Origin of the sequence: Streptomyces sp. NBC_01723 (assembly GCF_036246005.1) — a bacterium.
Taxonomy (GTDB): Bacteria; Actinomycetota; Actinomycetes; order Streptomycetales; family Streptomycetaceae; genus Streptomyces.
The window spans coordinates 3,691,832-3,717,652 of sequence record NZ_CP109171.1 but is presented as its reverse complement, the minus strand read 5'-3'; the positions used below and the strand labels follow the sequence as shown (position 1 = coordinate 3,717,652).

17 protein-coding genes are annotated in these 25,821 nt (G+C 73.9%); 6 read left to right on the top strand and 11 right to left on the bottom strand.

Annotated features, from left to right (window positions below; genetic code table 11):
- Positions 1-12: 12 nt before the first annotated feature.
- The 8 genes from OIE75_RS17005 to OIE75_RS16970 form a co-directional block, all read right to left on the bottom strand.
- A complete protein-coding gene (locus tag OIE75_RS17005; RefSeq protein ID WP_329471391.1) occupies positions 13-1,932 on the bottom strand; it encodes a VgrG-related protein in 1,920 nt (639 codons plus the stop codon).
- The gene (locus OIE75_RS17000; RefSeq protein WP_329471390.1) at positions 1,932-2,651 is read right to left on the bottom strand and encodes a CIS tube protein; all 720 of its coding nucleotides are present in this window, start codon (positions 2,649-2,651) and stop codon (positions 1,932-1,934) included. The genes OIE75_RS17005 and OIE75_RS17000 overlap by 1 nt, the downstream gene beginning before the upstream one ends.
- Positions 2,652-2,680: 29 nt before the next feature.
- Positions 2,681-3,103: a phage tail protein gene (locus tag OIE75_RS16995; protein ID WP_064728566.1), complete on the bottom strand. Its 423-nt coding sequence runs from the start codon at positions 3,101-3,103 to the stop codon at positions 2,681-2,683.
- 63 nt (positions 3,104-3,166) lie between these two features.
- Positions 3,167-7,114: a hypothetical protein gene (locus tag OIE75_RS16990; RefSeq protein ID WP_329471389.1), complete on the bottom strand. Its 3,948-nt coding sequence runs from the start codon at positions 7,112-7,114 to the stop codon at positions 3,167-3,169.
- Between the two features lie 3 nt (positions 7,115-7,117).
- Positions 7,118-7,276: a DUF6760 family protein gene (locus tag OIE75_RS16985; RefSeq protein WP_007450918.1), complete on the bottom strand. Its 159-nt coding sequence runs from the start codon at positions 7,274-7,276 to the stop codon at positions 7,118-7,120.
- Complete coding sequence (locus tag OIE75_RS16980; RefSeq protein WP_307013343.1) at positions 7,273-7,791, bottom strand: hypothetical protein; 519 nt, start codon at positions 7,789-7,791, stop codon at positions 7,273-7,275. The genes OIE75_RS16985 and OIE75_RS16980 overlap by 4 nt, the downstream gene beginning before the upstream one ends.
- On the bottom strand, positions 7,791-8,237 hold the full coding sequence (locus tag OIE75_RS16975; protein ID WP_307013341.1) for a phage tail protein: 447 nt from the start codon (positions 8,235-8,237) through the stop codon (positions 7,791-7,793). The genes OIE75_RS16980 and OIE75_RS16975 overlap by 1 nt, the downstream gene beginning before the upstream one ends.
- Positions 8,238-8,319: 82 nt before the next feature.
- On the bottom strand, positions 8,320-9,924 hold the full coding sequence (locus tag OIE75_RS16970; protein WP_307013340.1) for a phage tail sheath subtilisin-like domain-containing protein: 1,605 nt from the start codon (positions 9,922-9,924) through the stop codon (positions 8,320-8,322).
- A gap of 330 nt (positions 9,925-10,254) precedes the next feature.
- Here OIE75_RS16970 and OIE75_RS16965 point away from each other — a divergent pair, with 330 nt between their 5' ends.
- The 5 genes from OIE75_RS16965 (at position 10,255) to OIE75_RS16945 (ending at position 18,514) form a co-directional block, all read left to right on the top strand.
- Positions 10,255-13,089 (top strand): hypothetical protein, encoded by a 2,835-nt coding sequence (locus tag OIE75_RS16965; RefSeq protein WP_329471388.1) that lies wholly within the window; start codon positions 10,255-10,257, stop codon positions 13,087-13,089.
- Positions 13,090-13,287: 198 nt separating this feature from the next.
- Positions 13,288-13,938 carry an eCIS core domain-containing protein gene (locus tag OIE75_RS16960; RefSeq protein ID WP_307013338.1) on the top strand — a complete coding sequence of 217 codons (651 nt, stop codon included), beginning with the start codon at positions 13,288-13,290 and terminating at the stop codon, positions 13,936-13,938.
- Between the two features lie 90 nt (positions 13,939-14,028).
- Positions 14,029-15,453 carry a hydrolase gene (locus OIE75_RS16955; RefSeq protein ID WP_329471387.1) on the top strand — a complete coding sequence of 475 codons (1,425 nt, stop codon included), beginning with the start codon at positions 14,029-14,031 and terminating at the stop codon, positions 15,451-15,453.
- Between the two features lie 73 nt (positions 15,454-15,526).
- On the top strand, positions 15,527-16,954 hold the full coding sequence (locus OIE75_RS16950) for an RICIN domain-containing protein (protein ID WP_329471386.1): 1,428 nt from the start codon (positions 15,527-15,529) through the stop codon (positions 16,952-16,954).
- A 99-nt stretch (positions 16,955-17,053) separates the two neighbouring features.
- Positions 17,054-18,514 carry an RICIN domain-containing protein gene (locus OIE75_RS16945; RefSeq protein ID WP_307013332.1) on the top strand — a complete coding sequence of 487 codons (1,461 nt, stop codon included), beginning with the start codon at positions 17,054-17,056 and terminating at the stop codon, positions 18,512-18,514.
- Between the two features lie 19 nt (positions 18,515-18,533).
- On the opposite strand, the gene OIE75_RS16940 is transcribed toward OIE75_RS16945, so the two are convergent.
- The 3 genes from OIE75_RS16940 to OIE75_RS16930 form a co-directional block, all read right to left on the bottom strand.
- Positions 18,534-20,579, bottom strand: coding sequence for an ATP-binding protein (locus OIE75_RS16940; protein WP_443078367.1), 2,046 nt, complete (start codon positions 20,577-20,579; stop codon positions 18,534-18,536).
- Complete coding sequence (locus tag OIE75_RS16935) at positions 20,576-21,253, bottom strand: DUF4255 domain-containing protein (protein ID WP_307013330.1); 678 nt, start codon at positions 21,251-21,253, stop codon at positions 20,576-20,578. Before OIE75_RS16935 ends, OIE75_RS16940 begins: the two co-directional genes overlap by 4 nt.
- Before the next feature lie 171 nt (positions 21,254-21,424).
- Positions 21,425-22,108 carry a helix-turn-helix transcriptional regulator gene (locus OIE75_RS16930; protein ID WP_307013328.1) on the bottom strand — a complete coding sequence of 228 codons (684 nt, stop codon included), beginning with the start codon at positions 22,106-22,108 and terminating at the stop codon, positions 21,425-21,427.
- A gap of 354 nt (positions 22,109-22,462) precedes the next feature.
- Here OIE75_RS16930 and OIE75_RS16925 point away from each other — a divergent pair, with 354 nt between their 5' ends.
- Complete coding sequence (locus OIE75_RS16925) at positions 22,463-25,804, top strand: AAA family ATPase (protein WP_329471385.1); 3,342 nt, start codon at positions 22,463-22,465, stop codon at positions 25,802-25,804.
- The last annotated feature ends 17 nt before the right edge of the window (positions 25,805-25,821 follow it).

The window sequence follows — 25,821 nt, the reverse complement described above, 5'->3', positions numbered from 1 at the left end:
CGGTTCCTGCGGTCATGCCGGCAGGGGGTACTTGATGGTGTTGACGAAGACGGCGCCCATGAGGTCGACCTTGATGGCCTTGATGTTCACGTTGGCCACCGAGGTGACCGAGACGAGGCCGGTGGCGGTGAGCGTCATGGCGCCGGACGCGTTCATGAGGAGGGCCCCCATCGCGCTCACGTTGACCGTGCCGGCCATCGACTTGAGGTTGACCAGGCCGCGCCCCTGGAGGAGGAGCGGTCCGCCGGACTTCACCGTCACCGACCGGCGCCCCTCCAGGGTGAGGTCCATGCCGGCCTCCACGGACACCGAGCGGCTGCCGGTGATGCTGACCGAGCCCTTGCTGTCGACGGTGATCTCGGTCTTGGTGCGGTCGAGGTTGATGGTCAGCTTGTCGTTGCCGCTGGCGATGCGCACGCCCTGCTTGCGGGCGCCGGTCTGCTGGCTGAGCAGGTCGACGCGGTTGCCCGTGCGGTCGGACAGGGTGTGCCGGGCGGCCTTCTTCTTCAGGCCGTCGTGCAGCGGCACGTCCTTCACCTTGGTGGGCAGGTCCCGGCCGTTGTAGAGACCGCCGATGACGAAGGGGTGGTCGAGCGCGCCGCGGTCGAAGGCGACGAGCACCTCGTCGCCGACGTCCATGGGGAAGACCCCGCCGCCGCCCTTGCCGCCCATCTGGACGCTGCGCGCCCAGTCGCTGACGTAGGTGTCGTCCAGCCACGGGAACTGCAGCTTGACCCTGCCCTGCTTGAGGGGGTCCTGTACGTCGGTGACGATGGCGTTGGCGACGCTGGGCAGCCGGGTGGCGCTCGCCGGGTCCGTGCCGCCGCTGCCGCCCGAGGCCAGCCCGTACAGGGAGCGCCACTGGCGGCCGCTGACCGTGATCCAGGACTCGTAGGGCACGCCGTCGCCGAAGTGGTGGCGGACCGAGGTGACGGTGTACTTGCCCTCGAAGGGCTTGCCGACGTCGGAGAGGGCCACGGGGACGCCCGGCCGCAGGTCGGGGTGGCCGTACGCGGCGACCTCCAACTCGGCGAAGGAGGAGGTCACGTCGGCGGCGAGGGCCTTCGCGGCGTGCTGGACCTCGTCCTGCTTGTCGTACGGGTTGGCGGTCTCGACGAGCTTGCCGGCCTTGAACTTGCCCGCGGCCGTGCCGGGCGTCGAGCCGATGCTGATGCCGGGGTCGGTGGTGGCCGGGGCGATCTCGGTGATCTTCTTCTTGGTGGTGACGTTCCAGCCGCGCGACTCGACCTTGCCGATCTGGTCGGCCGCCGTCACCGCGGCCCGCAGCCGCAGGATGTCGTGGCGGGCCTGGAGGACGAAGGTGCTCTTGTCGCCGTCCGTCTTCGGGGAGGGCGCGCCGGCCGACGGCTTCGGCGTGACGAACCTGAACTTCCCCTTGGCGTCCAGGTACATGACCATGTTGTTCTCGTCGGCCAGCCGGGAGAGGAAGTCCCAGTCGGTCACGTTGGACTGGCTGATGAACGTGTAGGTGCCCTTGGTCGGCTGGATGCGGCCGATGGAGACGCCGTCCATGGCCACGAGCTTGCGCGCGATGTCCGAGGCCTTCTGGTTGCGGTACGCGGCCACCCGGCGCTGGCGCATCAGGCGGTGCCCGTAGTCGTAGCCCCGGATGACGGTGAAACTGCCGGTGCCGTCGTAGTCGGCCTCCATGCCGGTGACCTCGCCGGTCAGCAGGGGGTTGCCCTTGCCCTGCCCGTCGGCGATGGGGGTGATGACGACCTTGGTGCCGAACTGCACGCCCAGTTTGCCGAGGACCAGGTGGTTGGGGTCGCGGAAGGTGATGCGGAACGCCGCCGGCACGCCGACGCCCTGGTCGACCCAGCCGTCGGTGAGCATCGGCGCGATGTCGTCGGGCAGCTTCGCACCGCCGATCTTGACCTCGACGATGCTGGAGAACGCGGGACGCACCATCAGTGCGGCACCTCCTCGGCGGCGGGGAGCATCAGCTCGGTGCCGGTCGGCAGGTGGGACGGGTCGTCGATGCCGTTGGCCTCGGCGATCACGCGCCAGGCGTTGGCGCTGCCGTACTCGCTCCAGGCCAGCGACTGGAGGGAGTCACCCGCGACGACCCGGTGCACGCGCTGGGCGGTGAGCGCGCCCGAGGTCGGGTTCTGGCCCAGGGTCGGCCCGGGTATCTCCACCAGCGCCACCTGGCAGGTCGCGCGGATGGGGACGCCCGTGGTGCCGAAGAGCGTGTACTGCGTCTCGATCGAGGAGACGTACGCGGTGAACCGCGCGGTGGAGAAGGAACCCCACTCGAAGACCACCCAGGGCGGCGACGGCTGCTTGGCGCTCAGGCTCTTGGCGGTCACCTCGCAGCACAGCAGCAGCGACTCGACCTTCTTCATCACGGTGTTGCCGTCGGGCTTCATGGACGAGTCCAGGAAGATCTCCAGGGTCATCTCCCGCGGCTCGGCACCCATGAACTGCGGTTTGGCGGCCTCCCGGACGGCCGCCGTCGGCGTCGCCTTCCACTGGGTGCGCTGGCTGATGGCCAGCTGGGCCGGGTTGAACTCGAACGCGAACGTCCGGATCAGCGCACCGGGGGTGGTGGTCGTGCCGGTGGGCGGCTCGTGGATGGCGAGGTTGGCGCGTACGAGGCTCTTGCCGGCGCCCCTGCTGGTGGCCATGGGTCTTCCTCTCTGCTCTTCGGGCGCCGTCAGTCCGTGAACCCGTGGTGGGCGATCTCCAGGACCTCGGTGGCCACCGACAGGTTGCCGGGGTCGAGGCTGGGACCCTGCCAGCTGACGGGCAGGACGTCGATCAGTCCCCAGCGGGCGACCAGGGACCCGTCCGCGCGCAGGGCCGAGATCTGGGCGGTGGGCCGCTTCACGCCGGTCTGCACGGAGGAGATCCACTTGGCGACCTTGGCGGTGTCCGGGGTCAGCGGTCGCGTCAGCCGGATGTTGGAGAACGTCACGCGGGTGGGCAGCTGCCAGACGAACCCGTTGTTGCCGCCCTCCTGGCGCTGCTCCACCTCGACCTGGGTCGACAGGCCTTCGCACCCGTTGAAGTAGCCGAGGCTCTCGCCGTCGATGGCGAGGCTGAACCAGATGGAGGAGCCCGGGTCCTGGCGGGACATCGCAGGTCGGCCTTTCTTGTCGGGGAACGGTGGCGGTGGGGCGTCGCTGTCCGGGCGGTCCGGTCAGCGGGGGTCGCGCAGTCTGCCGATCCGTTCGCGGTCCATGCGCAGTTCGGTGCGGACGAGGCGGGTGACGCGGCCGATGATCCGGTGCACCAGTTCGTCGAGCTGGAAGTCGGTGAGTTCGCGCGGGTCGAGCCCGCCCTCCGGGATCGCCGTGTACGCGGGCGGCGCGTCGCCCCCCTCGGCGGGGGAGCCGGCTTCGGAGTACGGGGGAGGCGGGTCGGAGGGCGGCGGAGGCCCCGCCGGGCGGTGCTGGGACGAGGACCGGATGCCGGGGAAGGTGTTGGCCACGGTGGCCGCCGCCTGGGAGGCCAGGGCGCTGATGGCACCGCCGGTCCGGCCGAGGCCGAACGCGCGCTGCACCGGGGGTGCGGCGGTGGACGTGGCGGCCGTGGTCGTCGTGGTCTCCGCGGGGCGTGCCGGGGCCGGCTGCGCGTGGACCGGCAGCGGCGGGTGCGGCGTCGCCGGTGGGGGCGGCGCGAGCGGCGCCACCGGGAGCGGGACCGCCGTGGCCGTGGTGCCGGGGGCCGCCGGACGCCGCAGCGGCACGGCCGTCCGGGCGGGCGCACGCTGGACGGTGGGGTTCGCGGGGCCGCCGCTCGGGGCGGGGCGTGCCGCTCGGGCGGGCGGCGTGAAGGGTGACGCGGCCGTGGGGGCCGCACCGGCCGGGGCGAACGGCGTTGCGGCCGGGGTCGGGGCGAAGGCTCCCGCGGGGGTGGCCGGGGGCGGGAACGCCGGGGAGGAGACCGGGAGCGGGGCCGGGTCGGTGGTCCTCGCCATGGGCGGGGTCGCCACGGCGGACCGCTGGACGGGCGGGGTCGGGCCGGCCTCGGTGGGCGCGGGGAACGGGGCCTCGGTCGGCGCCCGGTGCGCGGGCCGCGCCGCCGGTTCGGCCGCCGGGGTCTGCCGGGCGGCGGGCGTCGCGGTGCGGCGTACGGCGTCCACGGGGCCCGACGAGGTGGGAGCACCGAGGCCCGCGCGGCGCGGTGGTGCCGCGGCGCGCTGCACGGGAGGCGTGGAGGCGGGCGGTGTGCCGGCGGAGCCGGGCCGCGCGAGCGGTACGGCGGGCCGACCGGCGGCGCCTTCGACCGCGCGCTGGACCGGAGGCGTCGCCGGTGTGCCCGAGGCCGGGGCGTTGGCGGGTGCGCTCGCCGCGTCGGCCGGCGACGGGTGCGCGGCGCGCTGGACCGGGGTCGCGGGTGCCGGGTCCGGAAGAGGCGCGGGCGCGGCGCCGGGTCCTCGGGAGGGCTCGGGTCCGCGCGACGGGGTGGCCGCCGTGGCGGGTGTGCCGGGGGCGCCGGACGCGGGACGGACCGGCGGGGTCTGGTCGGGGCGGGCGGACCGGGCCGGTGGGGCCTCGCCGCGGCGGGGGGACCCGGCTGGTGCCGGTGACTGCGGTGGGCCGGTGGGACCCGCCTTGCGCTGGACGGGCGGCTGCGCTCCGGTTGCGCCGGTGGTGGGACGGCTCGGGGCGGTGGAGGGGCGGTGCGCCGCCGGGGAGGGCGTCGCGGAGCGCGGTGCCGGGGTGGGTCCGGCCTGACGTGAGGGGGCGCCGGGCGTCTCGCCGCCGGGGGCGGGCGCGGCGCCGACGCTGCCCGCGGCGCGCTGCACGGGCGGGAGTTGGTCGCCCGGGCCGCGCTGCTCCGGGGCGGGAGCGGACGCGGACGTGGGGGTGGCGGGCCTGTTGGACCGCGGAACGGCCCGCTGGACCGGGGCGCCGGGCGCCTCGGTGCCTGAGGGGCCGGCCGTAGGGCCGTCGGTGGCGGGCTCGTGGTGCGGGGCGGTGGCTCGCCGGACCGGTGCCTGCGAGGGCGGTGTGGCTCCGGCCGACGGGGACGGCGACGGCGACGGCGCGGGTGTCGCCGCGTCGGCCGTGGGCCGCGGGGCGCTGGTGCCGGGGTTCGCTCCGGAGGCCGGGGCGGTGGGCCGGGACGCCGCGCGCTGCACCGGCGGGGCGGGGGTGGTGGGCGTGGAGGCGGGGGTCGCGGGGGCGGCCGGCGCTCCGGGGGCGGGGGAGGACGGCGGCCGCGCGGGACCGGACTCCGGTCGCCGCGTGGGGGGTTCACCCGTCGTGCCGCTCCTCGCGGGGCCGGGCTGGGCGGCGGAGCGGCGCACGGGGGCGCCGGATGCCTGGGCACCGCCTCGGGTGGGCGCCGTCCCGTCGCCGGGCCGGTTCAGGGCGGGGCCGAGCCCCGGCCGGGGGTGTGACACCGACCGTTGGACCGGGGTGCCGGAGGCGGGGGCGCCCGGGGAGGTGGGCGCGGCGCCGGAAGACGGGGTGGGTGGCGTGCCGGTGCCGAGTGGGGTGCGCTGCACGGTCGTTGGTGCGGGCGTCTCGCCCCTCTCGCCGGGCGCGGTGGGGCGTTGTGCGGGTGAGGTGGCCGGGGTGCCGGGCGAGGGGGCGGCCGGTGTGCCGGTGCCGGAGTCGACCGCGCTGCGCTGCACGGTCGTGCGTGAGGGGCCGTCGCCGTCCCGGGCGGGCGCGGTGGGGCGCTGTGCGGGCGGGGTTGACGGGGTGCCGGGCGAGAGGGCGGCCGGTGTGCCGGAGTCGGGGGTGGCCCGCTGCACGGGCGGGCGGGGCGGCGTCGCACGGTCCGGTGCGGGTGCCGCCGCGGTGCGCGGGGCCGGGTCGGACGGGGGTACGGGGGACGACCGGCGCGCCGGGGGCGTGGCGGCCGGACCCTGGCCGCTTCCGCTTTCGCGCGAGGCACGCCGCTCCGGCGTACCGGGTGCGGAGGCGCCGTCGGCCGGGGTGGCTCCGGGGCGGGCCGCCGCTCGCTGCACGGGAGGGGCGGCCGGGGAGTCGCCGGCGGCCGAGCCACGGCCCTGCGGGCGCACGGCGCGCTGCACCGGGGCGTCCGGCGCGGGGGCGGAAGCCGGTGCCTGTGTCGGTGCCGAGGGTGTCGCGGGCGACGGGGAGACCGTCTGCGGAGCGCGGTCGGCACGGGCGGCCGGGGAGGCGCCCCCGGCCGGTGCCGAGCCGGGGCCCGCTCGGTCGCCGTCCGACGACGAGGAGGCCGTGCCGGACGGTCCCGGCGCTGAGTCGGTGGTCCGGCGGCTCGCGGGCAGGGCCCGGCGCTGCACGGCGGGCGTCCCGGACGAAGCCTTGGTCAGTGCCTGCCGCGGACTGGACGCGGCGGGCGGTACGGGCGTGACCCGCACCCCGCGGGCGCCCTGGGCCGGTGTGCCCGCGGGAGCCGTTGAGGCGGCCGGCCCGGCGGCGCGCGCCCGCTGGACCGGCGGGCCCGCGGAGGCGGACGCCGACGCCGCCGAGGAGGGGGCCGGCCGCCTGGGCGGTGCCGGAGTGGCCCGCGTCGCCGCCGGCGGTGCGGACGGCGTGCGGGCCGGGGCCGTCGCGCCGCCCCGGGTGCCGGCGGCACGGGAGGCGCCGGACGACGCTCCGCGCGTCCCCGGCGTGGTGGCGGGGGCGGACTGCCGGGCACCCTGCGCGGCCGAACCGCCCCGCGGCCCCGGAACCTGCCCTGTGGGAGCGGCGGTTGCCGAGGTGTCCGCGGGTATCGCGCGCAGCGGCGCGACCGGCATCCGCTGCACCGGTGCCGTGCCCGTCACGGGACGTGCGGGCGCGTTCTGGCGGGCCGAGGAGTCGAAGGCGCCCGACAGCAGGCTGTCGCCGGCGGCCGGGTTCAGCACGGCGGGGGACGGCGCCCCCGTGAACGACGGGTTCTGCCACGTCGGAAGGCGGCCGCCGAAACCGGCGTCCGCCACTCCCGCGCGTGCCGCACCCGTCGCCCGCTGGATCGGCGGCAGGCCCGTCCAGGCGGCGACGGCCGCGGGCGCGGCCGGGGCGTGTGCACCGCTCCCCGCGTCCGTGCCCGGGCCGTCGTCCGTGTCCGGGAGCGGGCGTGCGGAGACCACGGGTGACGCGGTCTCGCCCCCGCCCCCGTCGACGTCCTCCCGACGACCCCGCAGCCGGTCCAGGAATCCCACCGATCAGCCCTCCGCCGTGCCTCGCGTCACGAGGGACGCGATCTGGTCCGTGTACCGGCGGCGGTCCTGGTGTTCCAGGTCCAGGATCGCCTCCAGGCTCCAGTGGAAGTGGTAGGCGACGTACGCGATCTCCTCGTGCAGCCGGTCGGTCGCGTACGTCACGATTCCCCCAGGCGGCTCCCGCCGAGTTCCACCTCGAAGGGCTCCGCGCAGTGCGGGCACTCGACGGCGGCGCGGGTGTGCCCCTCCGCGTTGATCTGGCGGTAGAAGTCCTGGAGGAACGCCAGGTCGGAGGCGAACATGTTCTCCACGACGCCGTCGTGCACCATCGCCAGCGTGCCCAGCCGGGTGATGACCCGGCCGAGCAGCACCACCGACAGGAACGCCGGGTTCTCCTGGACGCGCACGTCGCGCAGCGGGATCAGCTCGTCCCGTGCCGTCGACAGGCGCATCACACCGTCCCGGTGGACGGTGCCCGACTCGTCGACGTACCCGCGCGGCAGCTCGAAGGGGAACTCGGTCCGCAACTGCTGCCGCGGGACCGCCTCGACGGGAGGCGCGGCCGGAAGACCGGACCCCGCCTCCGCCGACGCGGCGGCGGGAGCCGAACGGGGGAAGTCCGCTCCCGCCGCCGCGGTCTGTGCCGCGGCGGGTGCCTTGGCAGGCGTACGGCGCATTACTCGATGACCAATTCTTCGAACACGATGGTGACGGTCTCGGTCAGTGCGGCGGCCTCGCCCGCCTTCACCGTGCTCGTGTCGATCTTGCTGCACCAGGCGTTGCGGAGGTTGTACCGCTTCACCGGGACGTCCTCGAAGTCCATCATGATGATCGAGGCGTTCTTGCGGGCGGTGGCCATGCGGCCGTTGATCGAGTCGTTGATCCACGTGGTGAACGACGGGGAATGGGTCATCCCGCGTACGACGGTGCACTGCCCGTCCTTCTGGGTGCCCGGCAGCAGCGCGATCTCGCTCTTGCCGGTCGCGCCGTTGTTCTGCGGGTACTTGATGACGTCCTGCTCGAGGGTCAGGCCGCTGACCTCGGCGAGGTACTCGACCGTCACACCGTCGATCTGCAGACCGAAATTGTGTGAAGTAAGGGAGTCACCCGGGTTCAGACTCATGTGTTCGCTGTCCTTCTGGTGTTAAGTGACTATGGCGTACGGGGGCGACGCCCGAGGGGTCGCGCGAGGCCGGCGGGGCCGCCTACTCCTCCAGCTCCCCGCTGCCGCTGGAGAACTGGGCCAACCGGAAGATCACGAACTCGGCGGGCTTGACCGGCGCGATGCCGATCTCGCACACGACCCGGCCGAGGTCGACCGACTCCGGCGGGTTGGTCTCCTCGTCGCACTTGACGTAGTAGGCCTCGGCCGGGCTCTGGCCGAACAGGGCGCCGCTGCGCCACTCGTTGACCAGGAACGCGGAGACGTTGCGGCGGATGCGCGCCCAGAGGTTGTGGTCGTTCGGCTCGAACACCACCCACTGGGTGCCGATCAGGATCGACTCCTCCAGGTAGTTGAAGTACCGGCGGATGTTCAGGTAGCGCCACGCCGGGTCGGAGGAGAGGGTGCGCGCGCCCCAGACGCGGATGCCGCGGCCCGGGAAGGAGCGGATGCAGTTGACACCGATCGGGTTGAGCAGGTCCTGCTCACCGCGGGTGATCTGCAGCTCCAGGTCGACGGCGCCGCGCACGACCTCGTTGGCGGGGGCCTTGTGCACACCGCGCTCGAAGTCGTTGCGCGCCCAGATGCCGGCGACGTGGCCGCTCGGCGGGACCAGGCGGGACTGGCCGGTCGCCGGGTCGAAGGACTTGATCCAGGGGTAGTACAGGGCGGCGTACTTGGAGTCGTAGCCGGCCGTCTCCTGGCGCCAGACGCGTATCTGGCGGGCGTTCTGGCTGGGCGGCGGGTCGATGATGGCGACGCGGTCGCCCATCAGCTCGCAGTGCGCGATCAGACCGAGCTGGACGGCCTTGACGGCCTCCAGGTCGATCGCGCCGCGCTGGTAGGCGGCCATCAGGTCGGGCACCGCGACCATGGAGATCTCGTCGATGGCCTCCAGGCCGCCGAAACCGGTGCGGTCCGAGGAGTCGCCGAGGTACTGGGCGGGGCCCGGGTGCGCGGTCTCGTCCTGGCCGGCCGGAACGGCGGGCGCGGCGGACGGCGGCGCGGGCAGCGTCAGGGTCTGGTTCTCCGGACGGGCCAGCTGCGCGGACGGCGCGGCCTCGGTCACGGTGATGAGCTTGGAGCGCTCCTTGACCTGCGTGACGACGTAGGAGCGGTTGCCCTTCTTGGCGCTCACGTCGAAGGTCTCGACCGGCTTGTCGCCGTCCTTGACGATCAGCTTGAAGCGCTCGGCGGGGCCCTCGCCCTCAGGGTCGGCGACCTCGACGGTCAGCGGGCCGGTCTGGCCTTCACCGGTGGCCGTCACGGCGAACGTGCCGAGCTGCTTGGGCTCGGCGGCGGGCAGTGCGGCCTTGGCGGCGCTGCCGGTGACGGCGGCGGGCGCGGCGGAGCCGTCCGTGGCGTCGCCGGCCGCGTCCTCGGGCGAGCCGCCGACGCGGACGACGTACGCGGCGGAGCCGCCGTTGTTGAAGAACCCGTAGACGGAGTGCGCGAGGTAGTACCCGCCGGTGAAGTCACCGAAGGCCGCGACGTACTGCGTCCAGTTGGTCACCAGCGTGGGCTCGTTCAGCGGGCCGGTCGGAGCGAGTCCGACGAAGGCCGCCACCGAGGTGCCCACCCCCTCGATCGGGCGCGAGCCGCTGGCCACCTCCTCGACGTAGACGCCGGGCGACAGGTAGGACGGCATGCTCTGCTCTCCTCGGGGGTACGAGACAAGACGCCTCTCAGCGTCACGCGCGCGTTGCTCCCACCGAAACGTCCTCCGGTGCCAGTGCGGGGGCACGGTGATTGCCCCTGGTCGTGCCCGTTGGGGCAGATTCACCGGGCTTCCGGGCGTTTCCCCCGCGGCCCCCTGGCAGACACCTCGCATTTCTGATTCAACATCTTTTGTCGACTGCCAGTTCGCCAGGATGTCATCTTGCGATCACGCCCCGGACCGGGGCCCGCCGTCCCGCCGCACCGGGGCGCTGCCCCGCGCGAGCGGGGACGGTGACGAGGTGTCAGGAGGGAATCGTCCGTGTCGGACCGCATGAGGGAAACCCAGAGCCGCCACCCGGCCGGCGCGTCCCCGGCACGGCACCGCCCGCAGGCACAGCAGACGCCCCTGGCCTCGCTGCAGGCCAAGGCGGGCAACCGGGCGGTCTCCTCGGTCATCCAGCGCGCGACCGGAACGGACCAGCTCACCAGGGCCGCGGGCCAGGAGCGGGCGGGCTCCTCGGCGGCGGACGATCTGGTGATCTCGGCGGTGACGGCGCCCGAGCGGCAGGCCCCGGAGCAGGCCCCGAAGTCCCAGGCGGACGACCCGAAGGCGAAGCAGAAGGCCGCCGAGAACGAGGTCGAGGAGCGCAAGCAGGAGGTCGCCGCGGCCGCGCTGGACCGGGCCGGTGCCGCGGACGAGGTGTGGAAGGCGTCCGGGGAGGCGGTGGACGCGCGCAAGCAGGCGGCCACCGCCCGGGCGGACCGGGATCGACTGACACGTGACGCCGAGGCCGCGGAGCGGGACCAGCGGACGTCGACGGCCGACGAGCGGCGGCACACCGCGGAGGCCCGGGAGGCGGACCGGCAGCGGGCCGGCGCCGAGGGCCGGGCGGGGACGCAGCGGAGGACCGAGCACCAGGCGCGCCAGAAGGCGGAGGCGGCTCGGACCGAGCAGGAGAAGTGCGAGAAGCAGGCCGAGCAGGCGGAGCAGCGGCAGAAGGCCGCCGAGGCCGACGTGGTCAGGTTCCAGAAGCAGGGCGAGGAGGCGCTGCGGAAGCAGAAGGCCGCCGAGGCCGACGCCGCCAGGTTCCAGAAGGAGGCCGAGGAGGCGGAGAAGGCGCGCGAGGCGGCCGAGGCCGAGGCGAAGCGGAAGTCGGCGGCCGACGACGAGGCGCAGGAGCGGGCGGCGAAGGCGGAGGTCGAGGCGGAGACGCGGGCCGCCGCCGAGAAGGACGTCCAGAAGTGGGCGCAGGCCGCCAGGGACGCCGTGGAGCGCGCGGGCAAGGCCGAGGCCGAGGCGCACGAGCGGGAGGGCGAGGCCGAGGCGGCGAAGGAGGCGCTGACGGCGGCCGGCGCCGAGGGCAAGCGGTGGGCGGCGGCCGGGGAGACGGCGCGGCAGGGGGCGAAGGACGCGGCCGACGAGGCACGGCGGCGGACGGAGGAGGCCGACGCCGCGGCCAAGGCGCACGGCGAGGCTCTGGCCGAGGCGAGGGAGCACGCGGAGACCGCCGAGCGGGCGCGGGCGGAGGCCGGGAAGGCGCGGACCGCCGCGGAGACGTACGGGACGAACGCCGCCCAGGCCCGGGAGCAGGCGGCGGCCTCCGACCGTACGGCCCGGGAGCAGGCGGCGACGGCGGCCGAGGCGCAGGGCCGGGCGGCGGCCGCGGCCGGACGGCACTCGGCGGCGGGTACGACCGAGACCGGGGCGCGGACCGCCGAGGTCGAGGCGCGCAACGCCCAGGCCGAGGCCAAGAAGGCGCAGGAGGCCGCGCAGGAGTCGGAGGCCTCGGCGTCCGGTGCCGAGAAGCCGGGCAAATCGGCCGGACAGCGGCTCAAGGAGACGTTCAGCCTCACCAAGGCCAAGCAGCGGATCGACCCCGCGGACACGGCGGTCCTGCGCGGCAGCGCGCCGGTCGGCGGCCCCCTGCGGTCGGACGCCACCCAGGACGCGAACCAGGGGCTGGTGCGCTCGACCGCACAGCAGGGGCAGGTCGAGACCGGCGTCAACGTGGTGAACTCCGCACTGGGCATCGTCAACGACGGCCGGGACGTGGCCGCAGGCTACAAGGGGCGCAAGGGCAAGGGCCCCGATGCCCACCAGGACCGCAAGAAGCTCAGGGGGAAGACCGCCGGCCTCGCGACCAACACCCTCATGGGCGTCAACGACGTCACGAAGATCACCGACAACGCGGTGCGGAACACCGAGAACGTGGCGGGCGTCGCCCCCCTCGGTGCCACCGGAGGTGCCCTGACGATGGGGTTCTCCACGCTGATCGCCGCCCGCGACACCGTCGTCATCAAGGACACGTTCGACAAGCGGAAGAAGCTCAAGGAGCACTTCCAGGGCGAGGCGGCCGCGCGTACCCGCAAACTCCAGGACGTCCTGGACGAGTTGGGGACGTCGACCGGGAATCTGGTGCGGGAGTGCGCCAAACTCTCGGGCGCGCCGGCCGAGGGCGTCATGCAGGCCGTCGACAGGGAGCGGAGCGACATCGACGGCCTCAGGCACGAGCTGATGGGGCACCTGGCCGCCGCGCGGGACTACGCCGTCGACAAGCAGAACAGGAAGCTCCGCAAGCGCGCCGCCGACCTGACGGGCAACGTCGCGCGGACCGCCGCCGGCGCGGTCGCGGTCGCGGCCGTCGCGGGAGCGGTGAGCGGACCGGTCGGTCCCGCCGTCGCGGGTGGCGCGGCGGCGGCCGCCCTGGGCGGCCTCGCCGTGCACAAGGGCCGGAAGAAGGCCGTCAAGCGCTACGACTCGGTCCGGCACCCCGACAAGCACGCCCGCCCCACGCTGGCCCAGGAGGGCACCGAGGAGACCGAGGCCGCCGAGCCCAAGATGTCCAAGGACGGCAAGGGCGGCCGCAAGCGCGACGCGTGGGCGGAGGCCTTCAAGGTGACGAAGGGCATCAAGCAGGGCAAGCGGCAGTTCAACGCCCAGGAGATCTACGCCCTCGCCGCCGGCCCGGCCGTCCCCGTGGGCCGGAACGTGCCCGACGACGTCCGCCGGCAGGCCCGCGACTTCCTCAAGGACCTCAAGTGCGACCCGGCCAGGCACAACCAGACGGAGGAGGAGTGGGAGGCCTCGCTGAACGACCCCGCGCAGCAGAAGGAATGGGAGGGCGTCATCGCCAAGCAGCTGGCGTCCGCCTGAGCGCGCGCCCGGCTGCCGCGCCCGGCTGCCGCGCCCGGCTGCCGCGCCCGGCCGAGCGCGTCCGCCTGAGCCGTCGCCGGACGGCCGGCCTGCCCCCGGGCCTGCCCTCGCGGCCGTTGCGCCGGGCGGGCCGGCCCGGGTAGACCTGCGAGAGTCCCGTAGCCATGTGCCGGAACCACCATCTGCCGAGGGAGCGTCGTGCGCGCACACGAGAACCAGGCTGACCAGCAGGCCGGCGAGAAGAACCCGGCCCGCCGCGCCACGCCGCTGGGCGCCACGGCCGACCGGATGCTGGCCCTCCAGCACCAGGCTGGGAACGCGGCGGTGAGCCAGGTCGTGCAGCGCCGCTTCGACCCGGAGCAGCACCAGCACGGCGCCGGCTGCGGGCACGGCGGCTATGAGGACAGCAGCCCCGAGGGCCAGGTGGAGCTGCTGAACGCGGCCAAGTCCACCCCGGGCAGCCCGCTCTCCGGGTCCCTGCGCAATGAGGCCGAGTCGTTCTACCAGACCAAGTTCCCCACCGCCCGGATCCACGACAACCCGACGGTTCACCGCGCGACCGCGGCCATGGGCGCCGAGGCCATGACGATCGGCACGGACATCTTCCTCGGCGCCGGGGCGTCCGGCCGCAAGGACCTCATCGGCCACGAGCTGGACCACGTCAGGAACAACCAGGAGGGCAAGACCGAGACCGGCGTCGACAACGGCGCCGGACAGGCCGTGACCAACCCGAACCAGGACTCCGAGGTCACCGCCGGCATCAACGGGAACGCCTTCGGCGCGGGCGCCAAGGTGGCACCGTCCATCGCCCAGCGCGCGGCCAAGGACCGGCCGGACGACGAGGCCTAGTCTCTCTCGCGGTGAACAGGGTGTCCTGGGGCAACCCGCCTTGCCCCGAAGGACCCTGACAGCCTGTCGTCCATTTCGTATTTTTGCGCCGTGAGCCTGTGGACTTCCCTGGAGCCCGCGTCCGCGACTGTGGACCCCGGCAGCAGTACGCGTGTGCGGCTGCGAGTGCGTAATACCGGTGATGTGGTGGATGAGTACCGGTTCGAGCCGGTGGGGGATGTGTCGCCGTGGGTGTCGGTGGAGCCGCAGACGTTGCGGTTGTATCCGGGGACGACGGGGACGGTGGAGTTGACGTTTGCTCCGCCGCGGACGTCGGATGCGGTGGCGGGGCCGAATCCGTATGCGGTGCGGATTACGCCGACGGAGCATCCGGATGCGGTGACGGTTCCTGAGGGGAATCTGACGATCACGGCTTTTACCGAGGTGCGTGCGGAGTTGGTGCCGCCGACGGTGAAGGGTCGTTTTCGGGGGCGTCCGCGGCTGGCGGTGGACAACGTCGGTAATACGAAGGTGACGGCGTCGGTCGCGGGGAGTGATACCGGGGATCATCTGTCGTACGAGGTTCGTCCGGGGAATGTGCAGATCGAGCCGGGTCGGGCGGCGTTCGTGGAGACGACGCTGAAGCCGCGGCAGGTGATCTGGTTCGGTTCGAAGGAGGAGCGTCCGTACACGTTGTCGGTGAAGCGCTCCGGTGTGGATCCGACGGAGGTGGAGGGGACGTATGTCCAGCGGGGGTTTCTTCCGCGCTGGCTGGCGACGTTCTTCGGGATCTTTTTGGCGTTGGCGCTGGCGTTCGTGATGATCTGGATCGCTTACAAGCCGCAGGTTTCCTCGAAGGCCACCGAGCAGACGGAGCAGGCCGGCGCGGCCCTCGCCCCCAGCCCCTCCGCCACCCCCGAGACCCTCCCCAGCACCGCACCCTCCGCCCCCGCCGAAACCCCCGCGGTGCAGCCCGCCGCGCCGGAACCGAAGGACGACGGCGCCGGTGGTGGCGGCGGAGGTGGCGGCGGGGAGTCCAAGCCGCCGACGAAGAAGCCCAAGCCGCCGGTGCGCACCGCGGCCACGGCGGTCAAGGAGCTCGCCGCACGCAGCGACGGCCGGCACATCTGCTACCGCGCCTACGTGGCCGACAAGGGCTGGCAGCAGCCGGTGTGCGACGGCGCCGAGGCCGGCACGGTCGGCAAGAACCTGCCGATCAAGGTGCTCAACATCGCCGTGTCCGGCACGAAGGGTGTCTCCGGCAACGGAGCACACGTCGTCGAGGGCTGGCTGACCGGCGACAAGTGGGAGAGCGAGGGCGACGGCGTCGACATGTACCTCGGCAGCTCCAAGGAGGCGGTCTCGCCGCTGGAGGGGTTCACCCTCAAGACGACGGAGGGCATCGTCTGCCCCAACACCCACGTCAAGGACAAGGGCTGGCAGAAGCAGGGCTGCACCGAGGCCGGCAACTGGCGCTACTTCGGCAGCCCCATGGACCAGCGGCTCCAGCTGGAGGCGGTCCGGATCACCGTGTGAGTCGACCGGCGGGGCAGTTCGGTCTGCCCGCAGGCTTCCTGACGTCACGACGGGGCTCACGTAGCGTCGAGGCGTGAGCCTTTGGACTTCCCTCGAGCCCGCGTCCGCCACCGTCGACCCCGGCAGCAGTACGCGTGTGCGGCTCCGGGTGCGTAATACCGGTGATGTGGTGGATGAGTACCGGTTCGAGCCGGTGGGGGATGTGTCGCCGTGGACGACGGTGGAGCCGCAGACGTTGCGGTTGTATCCGGGGACGACGGGGACGGTGGAGTTGACGTTTGCTCCGCCGCGGACGTCGGATGCGGTGGCGGGGCCGAATCCGTATGCGGTGCGGATTACGCCGACGGAGCATCCGGATGCGGTGACGGTTCCTGAGGGGAATCTGACGATCACGGCTTTTACCGAGGTGCGTGCGGAGTTGGTGCCGCCGACGGTGAAGGGTCGTTTTCGGGGGCGTCCGCGGCTGGCGGTGGACAACGTCGGTAATACGAAGGTGACGGCGTCGGTCGCGGGGAGTGATACCGGGGATCATCTGTCGTACGAGGTTCGTCCGGGGAATGTGCAGATCGAGCCGGGTCGGGCGGCGTTCGTGGAGACGACGCTGAAGCCGCGGCAGGTGATCTGGTTCGGTTCGAAGGAGGAGCGTCCGTACACGTTGTCGGTGAAGCGTTCCGGTGTGGATCCGACGGAGGTGGAGGGGACGTATGTCCAGCGGGGGTTTCTTCCGCGTTGGCTGGCGACGTTCTTCGGGATCTTTTTGGCGTTGGCGCTGGCGTTCGTGATGATCTGGATCGCCTACAAGCCGCAGGTCTCCTCGAAGGCCACCGAGCAGACCGAGCAGGCCGGCGCGGCCCTCGCCCCCAGCCCCTCCGCCACCCCCGAGACCCTCCCCAGCACCGCAGCCGAGTCGCCGGAGGCCGAAGCCGAGCCACAGGTCTCCGAGGAGCCCGACAACGACGGCGGCGGCGGTGGCGGTGGTGGCGGCGGGGACGACAAGCCCGCGCCCCCGAAGCCGAAGCCCGTCGTGCCCGCCATGAACGTCATGCTGCGCAACGCCACCACCAAGATGTGCGCCGACGTCCCTGGGCGGGAGAAGGGCCAGATCAACGGGATCGTCCAGCAGGCCAACTGCCACGAAGAGGGCGACAACCAGTACTGGAACCTCGAGGTGAAGTACCCGAAGGGCGGCCCCGGTGGGGTCCCGCTCTTCCAGATCCGCAACGTCACCGACAAGTTCTGCATGGACCTCGGCGAGTACGACGGGCGCCCCGTCGGTACCGGCATCGGTGAGTTCCACTGCGACGGCACGCTGGCCGACAACCAGCTCTGGTGGATCCAGAAGCAGGAGAGCGGCGACTACTGGATCCGCAACTACGCCAGCAACCACAAGTGCCTGAACGTGAAGGGCCAGAACGGCGGCACGGAGACCCCGCTCAACATCTCCGACTGCACCAACACCGACGACCAGGAGTGGAAGATCATCCACCCCAACAAGGACTGACGGGGAGGGCCGCGAGGCCCTCTCGCCAGGTACCGCTGGACAGGCAACCTTGCCCCGACTTCCGCTGACGTGCCGTGAGTTCACCTCTAGCCTCGCCACGTGAGCCTGTGGACTTCCCTGGAGCCCGCGTCCGCGACTGTGGACCCCGGCAGCAGTACGCGTGTGCGGCTGCGAGTGCGTAATACCGGTGATGTGGTGGATGAGTACCGGTTCGAGCCGGTGGGGGATGTGTCGCCGTGGGTGTCGGTGGAGCCGCAGACGTTGCGGTTGTATCCGGGGACGACGGGGACGGTGGAGTTGACGTTTGCTCCGCCGCGGACGTCGGATGCGGTGGCGGGGCCGAATCCGTATGCGGTGCGGATTACGCCGACGGAGCATCCGGATGCGGTGACGGTTCCTGAGGGGAATCTGACGATCACGGCTTTTACCGAGGTGCGTGCGGAGTTGGTGCCGCCGACGGTGAAGGGTCGTTTTCGGGGGCGTCCGCGGCTGGCGGTGGACAACGTCGGTAATACGAAGGTGACGGCGTCGGTCGCGGGGAGTGATACCGGGGATCATCTGTCGTACGAGGTTCGTCCGGGGAATGTGCAGATCGAGCCGGGTCGGGCGGCGTTCGTGGAGACGACGCTGAAGCCGCGGCAGGTGATCTGGTTCGGTTCGAAGGAGGAGCGTCCGTACACGTTGTCGGTGAAGCGTTCCGGTGTGGATCCGACGGAGGTGGAGGGGACGTATGTCCAGCGGGGGTTTCTTCCGCGTTGGCTGGCGACGTTCTTCGGGATCTTTTTGGCGTTGGCGCTGGCGTTCGTGATGATCTGGATCGCTTACAAGCCGCAGGTCTCCTCGAAGGCCACCGAGCAGACGGAGCAGGCCGGCGCGGCCCTCGCCCCCAGCCCCTCCGCCACCCCCGAGACCCTCCCCAGCACCGCACCCTCCGCCCCCGCCGTGGAGCCGGCACCGCAGCCCTCCATGGAGCCGGCGATCGACAAGGACGCCGGCGGCGGAGGGGGCGACGGCGGCGGAGAGCCGAAGCCCAAGCCGAAGCCGAAGCCGAAGCCCAAGCCCAAGCCGAAGCCCTTGCTGCCCGCCAAGAACGTGATGCTCTACAACACCACGACCAAGATGTGCGCCGAACTCGTCGGACGCGAGAAGGGCAAGCCCGACGACCCCGTACAGCAGTCGATGTGCATCCCGGGCGACGAGGACAACCAGATGTGGAACCTGGAGGTGCGGTACGCGAAGGGCGGCCCCGAGGGAGTCCAGCTCTTCCAGATCCGCAACACCAAGGACAAGCTCTGCATGGACCTCCCCTGGTACGGCGGTGCCGCGGTGGGGACGCCCGTCACCGAGTTCCACTGCGACGGGACCAAGGCGGACAACCAGCTCTGGTGGATCGACAAGCAGGAGAGCGGCGACTACTGGATCCGCAACTACGCCAGCAACCACAAGTGCCTGAACGTGGAGGGCAACGGGACCGGCGGGCTCGACGCCAAGCTGAACATCTCCGACTGCACCAACATCGACGACCAGGAGTGGCGGATCGTCCATCCCAAGAAGGAATGAGGGAACCGGTCCTACCGGTTCACCAGCCGCCTTCGCCGGGCACCAGCCGCCCGGCCTTGCGGTACTCGCGGCGGGCGCCCTCCAGGAGGTCGTCCGCCGTCACCACGTCGTCGCGTCCGGCGGCGAGGTACGCGGCCGTCACCACCGCGCTGCGGATCGAACCGCCGGCCAGCTCGAACTCCCGGGCCAGCGGTACCAGGTCGATGCCGTCGGCGGACGGCACCCGCGACAGGCTGTGGCGCCACAGCGCGAGGCGCTGCTCGGGGTCGGGGAAGGGGAAGTCGACCACCAGGTCCAGGCGCCGGGTGAAGGCCTCGTCGATGTTGGCGCGCAGGTTGGTGGTGAGCAGGGCGATGCCGTCGAAGGACTCCAGCCGCTGGAGCAGGTAGGCGCTCTCCATGTTGGCGTACTTGTCGTGCGCGTCCTTGACCTCGGAGCGCTTGCCGAACACGGCGTCGGCCTCGTCGAAGAGCAGCACGGCGTCGGTGCGGTCGGCCTCCGTGAAGATCCGTTCGAGGTTCTTCTCCGTCTCGCCGACGTACTTGTCCACGACCGACGACAGCTGGACCACGTAGAGGTCGAGGCCCAGGTCGGCCGCGACCACCTCCGCCGACAGCGTCTTGCCGGTGCCGGACTCGCCCGCGAACAGGCCGAGGACGCCCCTGCCCCGCCCGCCGCCCGCGCTGAGCCGCCAGTCGCCGAGCACCCGGTCGCGGTGGCGGGCGCGCAGGGCCAGCTCGCGGAGCTGGACCAGCGGTCTGTCCGGCAGCACCAGGTCGCCCCAGTCCACGTCGGGCCGGATGCGCCGGGCGTGGCTCTCCAGGCCGGAGGCGGACTGGCGGCGGGCGGCGAGCCGGACGTGGTCGGCGTTCAGCGGGAGGCCGTCGAAGGCGGCGAGGGCGCGCGCGGTGAGCGCGGCCCGCTGGATGCGGTCCCCGCCGAGGCGGTACGGGGCGACGGCGGTGGCCAGGTCGAACCCGTCGGCGTCCGGGCCGAGCGCGGCCCGCCAGGCGGTGGCGCCACCGGCCCGGCGGCCCGGCGCGTCCAGGACCAGCGGGTCGGCGCGGGTCCACTGCGGGTCGTAGGGGCGCGGGTCGCACATCAGCACCGTGACGTCCGTCGCCGCGGTGAGCGCCCGCACCAGGGGGCCCGGCTTCTCGGGAAGGTCCGACACCACGACCGCCCGGCCGGTGAGGCGGGCCTCGCGCAGCAGGTCGGGGACGTGTTCCTCCGGACCGGCGAAGCGCAGCGCCTCCGTCTTCGCCGCGTCCAGCACCGACGCCAGGGCGGCCAGGCCGTCGCCCTCGCGGGGTTCGCGGAGGTAGGCGGTGAGCGGCCCCTGCCGCAGCCGGGCGGCGAGGCGGTCCGTGAACACGTCGGCCGCCGGGGCGGCCGAGGGCAGCGGCTCCGGCATCGCGGACAGCAGCCCGAGCAGCGCGGCGTCGGGGGAGTCGTCGCCGAGCAGGTGGCCGACCAGGCGGTCCGGGACGCACAGCGTGCGGGTGAGGAAGGGGCGCTCGGGCTCCTCGACCTCCAGCAGGCCCAGGGAGCGCAGCGGGGCCGAGGCGTGGAACCGGGCGCGGGCAGCCGCCAGGTGCGCGGGAACCCCGCACAGTTCGAGGGCGAGGCTGACGGTGGCACGGCGGCGGCTGACGTCGTTGTTGAGGTAGCCGTAGAGCGGCTCGAAGGTGCGGTCGACGTCCGGGGCGAGGGCGATGAGCAGGACGGCCGTGTCCAGCTCGGTCAGGCGCGTCCGGTCGGCCAGCCACGCCAGCCGGTCGCCGGGGCCCGCAGGGGTGACGGCGGGGAGCGGTTCGGCCGGCCCGGTCGCGTCGCCGGAGGGCCAGGTGTCCAGCAGGTGCTGGACCGCCTCGTCGGACAGGTACAGGCCGCGCAGCGGGTCGTCGGCCGTGGGGTCGCCGCCGGCCCGCCGGTCGACCAGCGCGGTCACCGGCCCCCGCAGGCCGGCCAGCCGCGCGGACAGCACCCGGCCGGGATCGTCGTACGGGCCGGACGCCGCGGTGCCGGGAGCGGCGGGCCCTGAGCCGGTGCCGGGAGCGTTCACGGCCGTCCCGTGCCCCGGTCCTGCGCGCCCCGGCGGGCGGCGCGGGCCGCGGCCACCTGGTGCGGCCGGTGCGAACGCCCCTCGGCCATGGGCGGGTCGCCCTCGATGCCGCCCACCCGGACCGTCGCGCCCTCGGTGACCGGGGGACCGGCGTCGTACTCCGGGGAGGCCGGGAAGGGCGCGGTCACCACCAGGTCCAGGGAGGGCTTGAGTTCGCCGCCCAGCGCGGACCAGATCTCGGCGAGCGAACGGGCCTCGGTCTGGATGCCGGCCACCGTGAGCGGCACCGACAGGCCCAGCGCGCCGAGCGAGCCGGGAAGTTGGGACGGGGGCAGCAGTTCGCGCGGCAGCAGCGTCGCCATCACGGCGGACAGCAGCCGGTGTTCGTCCTGCGGGGTCTTCGTCCAGGCCGTCACCAGGTACGACAGTCGGAACCAGCGGGGCGGTTGGCGGCGCTTGATGATGATGGCGTCCTCGTCGCGCACGGCCATCTGGCCGCGCTGACGCCGGTTCACGTCCTCACGGATGTCGTACAGGTACGTGTTGATCACGGGGGCGTTGCGCCGGGCCGCCCAGTCGCGGGTCGGTGCCTCGAAGGCCACGTCGATGCCCGAGCCCGTCATCGCCCCGCTCTTGAGGAGGGTTTTGAGGACCTCGTCCACCTCGTGGATCACGCTCGCGCTCCCGCCCTGCCCGCACTCGACTCCGGCCGGCCCGTGCGGGGCCGCCGTCTGTCACCGATCGTGTCCGGTCGCCCTCCCGCGCGCACGCGCGCCGGGGACGGCTCCGGGGCAGGGTGCCCTGCCCGCGCGGTCCCGGGAGACCGCTCTCGATTGCCCGTTCGGTCAGATGTAGCCTTCCCGAAGGGCATAAGCCACGGCGTGCGCGCGGTTGCGCAGGTGCAGTCGCGTGGTGAGTCCGTGCATGACGTTCTTGACGGTGCGTTCGGAGTAGGACAACTTGCCCGCTATCTCCCCGGTGTCGAGACCCTCGGCCACCAGACGCAGGACGTCCACCTCACGGGGTGCGAGACCCAGCGAGGGGGCGCCGGGGCGTCCCGCCGCGCCCCGGTGCAGCGTGCCCACCTGGCTGATGAGCCGGCCGAGCAGGTCCGCGGGGAGGTCCCCGTCGCCGCGCGAGGCGGCCAGCACCGCCTGCACCAGGCGGTGCGCGGTGGCCTCGTGCCGCCAGACGATGGCTCCGACGCCGCACTCGACGACGTCGAGCAGCTCGCTCTCGCGGATGGCGCCGACCACGAGCACCGCACGCGCGCCCTCGCTGCGCACCAGGCGGCGCAGCCGGGTGAGCGCCGCCTCGTCGAGCGCGTCCTCGATGAGCAGGGCGACCGTGCCGGGCCCCGACTCCTCGCGCAGGTCGATCTCCGGATGCCGGCGCAGCTGGCTGATCGCGCCCTCGCGGCTGATCGGATCCGGAGCGGTCACCGCCACCGGTACGCGCCGGTCGGTGACGCCGACGGCGCCGTCTGAGGCGCGGCCGGATGTGGTGGTGGTCCGGGGTGAGTTGAGCAACCGTTTCCCCCCTGTTCACGAGCCCGTTACGCGGCGCGAGCCGGTAGCGGATGAGCGTGTTCCACACTTCTGTGACGGGAGGGACTTCGCAATCGTGGAGCACCACGAGGCACACCACGAGACCAGCGCGGCGACCACCACGACTGGCCGCCCCGGGGAAGTACTGGCAGGTCAAAAGGGTTCACAGAGGGGGTACATGGGTGCGGAGAGGGGGCCGCGGGCCACCGTGAGCCCCACCACAGCCACCGACGGCGCGGGGGCGCGGCGCGGCGATATCGGCGACTGCATGCCACCCATCAGCGCGTTCGGGCGTCTCACATACCGGGGGAGCGTCATCCACCACAGGAGGCACCGATGACCGGACCGCTGCGCGAACGCGACGACGCCCACGCGCTGCTCGCGGCCGAGATCGAGCGCGCGCGGGCCGGCGCCGGCCGCCTCGTCCTCCTGCGCGGCGCGAGCGGCACCGGGCGCACCGCCGTCCTGGAGACCGCCGTCCGGCACGCCGCCGACCGCGGACTGCGGGTGCTGCGCGCGCGGTGCTCGCCCGAGGACACCGCGGCGCCCTTCTCCACCGTCCTCCACCTCCTCGGCCCCGTACCGGAGTTCACGGACGTGGCGCCGGGCGGCGACGACCGGGGCAGCGCGGCCCGCCTGTGGCGGCTGCTGCGCTCGTACGCGGCGGAGGGCCCGCTGCTGGTGGCCGTCGACGACGTCCACCTCGCCGACGAGCCCTCGCGGCGCTGGCTTACGGAGGCGGCCCGGCGGGTCGACCGATTACCGCTCCTGCTGGTCGCCACCGAGCGCAGTCAGTACGACGTCGAACCGCGCCCCGCCGGGCTCACCCAGGCGTTGTCGCCCTCGCTCGTGCGCACCCACACCCTCGCCCCGCTCAGCGACGCCGCGGCGGCCGGGCTGGTCCGCGCCGCCTTCCCCGGCGCCTCGGCACGGTGGACGGCGGACTGCGTACGAGCCGGTGCGGGCAGCCCGTTGCTGCTGCACGCCCTGCTGGACGACCTGGGCGGCACCCGGCACCCCGAGGGCCTGCCGCGGGTGCCCGAGACGTCCGCGGAGCTGTACCCGGGGTCCTATCCGGCGGCCGTCTCCTGGTGGCTGAAGAGCGCGGGTCCCGCGACGGCCGCCGTCGCCCGCAGCCTCGCGGCCCTGGAACAGGCATGGCCCCAGGGCCCGCCGCCGCGCCGGGCCGGGCTTCGCCATGCCCTCGACCAGCCGGCCCCGCGGACCCCCACGGGGCACGCGGAGCCGGAGCACGACCGGCCCGCCGAGTACGGGGACGGCGGCCCGTACCCGCAACCCGTGCGGTACGCCCGGACCGAGACCCGGCGAGCGGCCTGCGCGGACCCGGGCCCCTCCCTGGCCCTCGACCCCCTCATCACGGATCCGGCCCCCCTCACCACCGCCCCCGGTCCGCACACCGACGCCTGGTCCGGCGCCTTCGGGCCCGGGTCCGGCGGCGTGGGCCGTGCCGGGCGGGGGCCGTACGGCGAGACGACGGTGTCCGCGCAGGGCGGCGCGGCCGCCGGGCACCAGGCGCACGGGCCGTACGCGCGGCCGGGCCGCGACGTTCCGGAGAGGGAGGGCGGCCCGTCGTACGCACTCCACGAGGAGTACGAAGCGTTCCCGGGGGACACGCCCGCCTCCTGCTACGGCCCTGACGACCCGTCCGCTCACGCCCGGCACCGCACGCCCGGCCGCTGGCGTACGCCCACGTCCCCGGAGGGGCCCGCGGGCGCGGCCGGCGCCGGGGACCCCGTCGACGTGCTCGCCGAGGCCGCCGGGGCCGACCCCGCGCGGGTCGCCGGCTGGCTCGCCGCCATGACACGGCTCGGTCTGCTGCGCGACGACGCGGGCGGCCGCCCCCGCTTCGCCCACCCGCTGCTGCGCGACGCCGTGCTCACCGGCTGGCCGCAGCCCCGCCGGGAGGCCGTGCACCGGGCGGCGGCGGAGGCCATGCTGCGCCGGGGCGACCGGGTGGAGGCGGTCGCCCGGCACCTGCTGCGCACCCCGGCCGTCGGCCTGCCCTGGGCGCTGCGGGTGCTGCGGGACGCCGTGACGGTCGCCGTGCACGACGGCCGCCCGGACGACGCCGTCGCCTACCTGCGCCGGGCCCTGGACGAGCGGTTGACCGACGACCTGCGCCAGCGGCTGCTGACCGAACTGGGCTCCCTGGAGTACGCCTCCGCCGACACCCCCGCCGCCATCGCCCGCCTCGCCGAGGCCCAGCACCTGCCGGCCGAGCCCCGCAACCGGGTGCGTACCGCGGTCGCCCTCGGCACCGCCCTGGCCGGCCGCGGCGAGATCCGTACCGCCATGGAGGTGCTGCGCCGCACGGAGGGCCGGCTCTCCGGCCACCCCGGCCTGGCCCGCACCGTGCAGACCGCCACCGCGATGCTGTCCGACCAGGACCTGGCGACCCGGCAGGAGGTGTACCGCTGGCTGTCCGAGACCGGCCGCCACTCCCCGGACCTGCTGGGCACCGCCGGACAGGCCCTGCTGGTGCGGTACGCGGCGACGGCCGCGCTGATCTCCGCCGAGGAGGCCATGGTCCGGGTGCGGGACCTGCTCGCCCAGCCCACCGACCCGCTCGCCGAGCCCTTCCTGCTGGGCACGGCCGCCGCGGTCGCCCAGTGGGCCGACGAACTCGACGAGGCGGACCGGCTGGTGGAACGCGGCCTGGCCGGACAGCACCCCGCCCTGCTGCACCCGATGCAGCACGCGATCCTCAACACCCGCGCCGACATCGCCGCCGCCCGCGGCGACCTGGCCCGGCTGCTCGCCGCCGACCCCGGACGCGCCAACGGCCCCACCAACCGGGACGCCCACGCGCTGATGGCCCTCGTCCACACCGGCCGCATCGACGAGGCGTTGCGCTACGCCGACCGCTTCGACCTGCGCGAGGTGCCCGAGAACTGGGAGTTGAACCGCTACCTGTACGCGCGGGGCGTGCTGCGCGCCGCCACCGGCGACCCGGCGGGCGCGCTGCACGACTTCCTGGAGTGCGGGCGGCGCCAGTCGGCCCGCGAGGTGGTCAGCCCGGTCGTCACCCCGTGGCGGACGGCGGTCGCGGAGTGCCGGCTGGCCCTGGGCGGCGGACCCGAGGCGCTGGCCCTGGCGACGGAGGAACTGCGGCTCGCCCGGGTGTGGAACACCCCGCGCACCGTGGGCCGCGCGCTGAGCGTGCTGGGCACCGCGACCGGCGGGCGCCGCGGTCTGGAGCTGGCCGAGGAGGCCGTACGGACCCTGCGGGACGCGCCCGCCGACACCGACATGGAGCTGATCCCGGCCCTGCTCGCCCAGGGCCGCCAGCTGATCGCGGCCGGTGAACGCGGACGCGCCCGCGCCCGGCTGCGCGAGGCGGCGGAGCTGGCCGAACGCAAGGGCGCGCTGCGGTGGCTCACCCTGGCCGGGCAGGCCCTGCGCGAGGGCGGCGCCCGGGGCTCCGTCGCGTCCCACACCGGCGCCGGGTCGCTGACCGGCAGTGAGCGCCGGATCGCCGAACTGGCCGCCGACGGCCGCACGAACACCGAGATCGCCGAGCTGCTGCACCTGGCCCGGCGCACCGTCGAGACCCATCTGACCAGCACCTACCGCAAGCTGCGGATACGGCGCAGGACCGAGCTGCCGGCCGCGCTGGACCGGGAACGCGGACGCGACCGGCCCCGGGCGCAGGGCTGACGGGCCGGTCCCGACGG